This window comes from Chryseobacterium viscerum (assembly GCF_002899945.2).
Lineage (GTDB): Bacteria > Bacteroidota > Bacteroidia > Flavobacteriales > Weeksellaceae > Chryseobacterium > Chryseobacterium viscerum.
This window is the reverse complement of sequence record NZ_PPEG02000022.1, coordinates 1-3,941: the sequence shown is the minus strand read 5'-3', so window position 1 is coordinate 3,941 and position 3,941 is coordinate 1. Positions and strand designations below refer to the sequence as shown.

The window sequence follows — 3,941 nt, the reverse complement described above, 5'->3', positions numbered from 1 at the left end:
GATTACAACAGTAATCATCCGCATAAATCGTTAAATGGACTTAGTCCTTGGCTGTATGCTAAAGAAGTTTTAGTGTATTAGAGTGTATTTTATATTTATTAACTGTTTGAAAAAGGGAAAGTCTTCAAGGAGATGAGCGAGAAAGATAAAGAGATTATCATTTGCTTTCTTGATCTTACAATTCGTGATTATAAAGCCAAAAAAGCGTATTCATAAAAAATACGCTTTCTAAATATAAAGACCCCGCATTTTGCGAGGTCTTTTTATATACACAAAGTCAGGAGACTTTGCGTAGCGGGGGATTTATTTGATTAATTATGGTGAAATTTATTCATGAATTATCTATAGCTCTATAAAAATATATTTCATATAGGTATATCAAAATGATAAGCATATTAATTATAAAAAATATCCAATTAAAAGGTTTTCTTATTTTTTTAATGAATATCGAACTAAATAATGATAATAAAACACCAATTACTAAGAGTACAATAATACTACTTAGACTCCTAAAAATTCCAAAATCATAATTAGAGCAAATCAGTATCAACAAAAAATAGATATAATTTATTGCTACAATAATTATTACTTTCTTTTTATCTTTCATCTTATTTCTTTTTTTCTTCTTTATTTAATTCATTTACTACTGCATTATATGCATTATATCGATACTTATTATCAATTTGAGTGTGAGCAGAGCTGACTGGCACATTCAATACTTTAGTTTTAGAAGGATCTTTAGCTTCTATATCCTCTCCACCTATACCACTGTGCATAAATCCATCATTTTTATTATAATAATTTACAGCAGTCTTAACATTTGAAGGAATAATATCGTCATCAGTTCCAGACAAGGGATCATCAGCAATATCTAATGTAAATAATAAATCAACTTTAACTTCGGAATGCTCATTAACCAATTCGATTAAATTATCCGCTCCCATACTATGGCCTACCATAATTAATTTGCCATTTGGGCTCTGTTTTCTAAAGCTTTGAACAGATGCTAATATATCATTTTTCGTTACATCTCCCTTTCCTGAGGCAAATACTCCAACTTGATTTTTTGAGCTGTTTAAATTATTTATCATACCTATACCTTCATAATCTATGCCTCCGTCTTTATTATATTTAGCATAGTTTTGAGCTTGTGTATTGCCTGAAAGTGGCGTTCCAACATAACCTTGATTGACAATAATTAAATTTTGGGTTGTCTTTTTTATTTCTAAAGGCTCCAGACCTTCAAGTTCCCTTGCATCTACAACCCTATTCCCACTGAAGGCATACGTTGACCATGTAGGGTAATCTTCTGCTAATGGATCAACATTAAAGAACCTCGCCATCGCAGGATCATAGTTTCTCCATCGGTAAGAACTCCATCTGCTATCTGCCTGGTTTTCCTGCCCCTGAGTAGAGTATCTGTAGTTTGGCGATACTGTACCATTAAGATTCAAATCTCCGCCAAACTCTAATCCAAAAGGATAGTAATGGTTGGCCCTGTCTATTTTCAGGTTTCCGGAAGCATCTTTATAATACGCTAGTCTGACTTATAGTTTTTAAAATTTAGGGTATCGAAATCAATACCCTAAATAAAACAACACATTTGTAAAATTACCTTTTACTGATTATTCTAATTGAGAATTATTCCTCTTCATCCTGACGTATTTCAATATCTCCTTCTTTCATGATAAATCTGAATCCGAAGGGTATAGCTAAATATTTTAAAATATCAGGACGAGCAAAAGCAACATGATAAAAATGCACCATTTTTAATGACTTAATATCGTCATTATAATCATCTGTAATAAGGTACCACCCACTCTCATCCGGAGGTGAGTCATATCTAATTCCTTCGATATCTTTTCCTTCATAGACACCATCTGATATGACAACTGACTGATTGAAGTTTGGAAAAAGAGGAATAAAATTTTGTTGCCAACATATTTCACTTTGCTGTCTAACAACTGAAATTGCCGTGTCACAACCTTTATTAAAACCGCTGCCATCAGCGTTTGCTTCATATAGATCATAGCAGTTATCATCATCCAGCCTAAATTGTAAAAGCCATGAATAATAGCCAAGATTCTGGTTTTCAGAAATAATAGGTTTACTATCTACAATATAATCTATAATGTACTTAATAACCTCTATATAATTTTCAGGTTGATTATTACCAATAGTAACTCTGATTTCTTTACTTATATAAGAATCTAATTCTTTCGTTTCCACATAAAGATTATCTACTACATTTATTTGAATTCCTTTGTATTTTATCATCTATTTAATAAACTTCTTCATTAAAACTATAATTATGAAAATAAATGCTACTCCTGTAAAAAATTTTATATACCCTGCTGTCTGATCTTGTATTTCTTTATAATTTCTTTTATCCCCAATAAGTTTACGAAATAAAAAATATATACCATTACCAATTAAATTGATAAGTATTTGCTGAAATATGAATTCAAAAATTCCCATTTTTAGTTTTTGTGTTTGTCCTCTGATACGGGTTTTATTAAACTTGTTGTACCTAACTTAAACATTCCAAAGTTATTACCCAGATTTATCCCTTTGTTTAGATACCTATTTATTATTCCTCTTGTAGCCGGAGCGGCTCTTGCAATTGCAGTTCCTTTAAATGTACTAGAGAATTTTGAAGCACTTAAAGATCCTAAATTATCAACTAATTTAAAAGTTGTTTTAGGAAGAACCTGCTGACCTACTCCAGCAACTTTCAATTCTGATGATAAAGGGTTGAAAGTTGATGTAAAAGCAAGAGCTCTATCTCCTTCATTATATTGATTTGATCCGTCCAGATTACTATATATTTGTTGGCCTGTGAGTCCTGAAGTATGTTTAGTTCCCATAAGATTGAATGTATCCAATACTTGAAAACCTAGGTAAAAGCTATTTGTGACATTATATGAAATTTTTCCGACAAGATTATTAGAAGCCGCCCATTCTCCCCATAGACCCTTACTTCCTCCATCCCATTGTCCGACATATGCTCCAGTAGATATATTTGTTCCTGCTGGAGTAGAAAAACTTCCGCCTAAATTGTTACCACTTATATTATCTGTTATAGAACCGTCCTGATTTAATGAATAACTATATTTTCCAGCACCCATAAACCCTTGCCCAGATATATTAGCATAAGAATAAACGGCGGCAGCATCTTTAATTCCTGCTGCTTTAGCTTGAGAAACTGTCTTAACATTTGCCATATATGTCCATTTTGAAACACCATTAATATTTTCTAAAACCCAATCAACTGGTGCATTACCATCAGGATCAACATAACGAAGAGGATTATCTAATACATAACTAGAGGACGAAACTCCCACAAATTTTTCACTCAAAGGATCTGGTACTCTCCATCGTCCAATATCTGACATATACATTCTGGCTCCATAATCATACATACTACTTTCCTGTAATTCTTTACCATTGTACTTATAGTTCAAATAACCACCCAATAAACTTTGAATTCCTCCTATATGATTCATTCCAAAAGCATAGTAATTATTAGTATCTGTAACTTCAAGAGCTCCTGCGATGTCTTTTGCGAAACTTATCCTTGCATTTCCAAGGTCGTGTTTATATTGATAAATATAATAGTTTTTAATGATGAAAGAGCAAAAACCACTACAATTGCAGTGGTTTTCTGTTTTATTTATGAACACGAGCGAGACGCTCGCCTTTACTTTGTACTTGTCAAAAGGGAGTAAATTTATTAAAAGAAAGCAGGGGTGAACTTGGACGCTCGCTAAGTAAGACTCTTCTGGCGCATTAGTCCTCTGCTTCCTTTTTGAACTTTGTTGAATAACTTTAGATAGAATGATAGACTTCAAGGTCTAATAAAGGCTTTAAAGAATTCAACACTTTTGTTTAATCACAATACTAAGTTATGGAAAATTATCACAATTACATTGGGATTGATG

The 3,941-nt window shown here is 32.2% G+C and carries 3 protein-coding genes; all 3 read right to left on the bottom strand.

The genetic code is table 11. The annotated features are described in order from the left end of the window. Positions 1-608: 608 nt before the first annotated feature. Entirely contained in the window at positions 609-1,505 is an 897-nt protein-coding gene (locus C1634_RS25585) for an RHS repeat-associated core domain-containing protein (protein ID WP_109739378.1), read from the bottom strand. A gap of 136 nt (positions 1,506-1,641) precedes the next feature. Beyond that, positions 1,642-2,277 carry an immunity protein Imm33 domain-containing protein gene (locus C1634_RS25580; RefSeq protein ID WP_103235341.1) on the bottom strand — a complete coding sequence of 212 codons (636 nt, stop codon included), beginning with the start codon at positions 2,275-2,277 and terminating at the stop codon, positions 1,642-1,644. Positions 2,278-2,480: 203 nt separating this feature from the next. Next, positions 2,481-3,851: an RHS repeat domain-containing protein gene (locus tag C1634_RS25570; protein ID WP_109739377.1), complete on the bottom strand. Its 1,371-nt coding sequence runs from the start codon at positions 3,849-3,851 to the stop codon at positions 2,481-2,483. Positions 3,852-3,941: the final 90 nt, after the last annotated feature.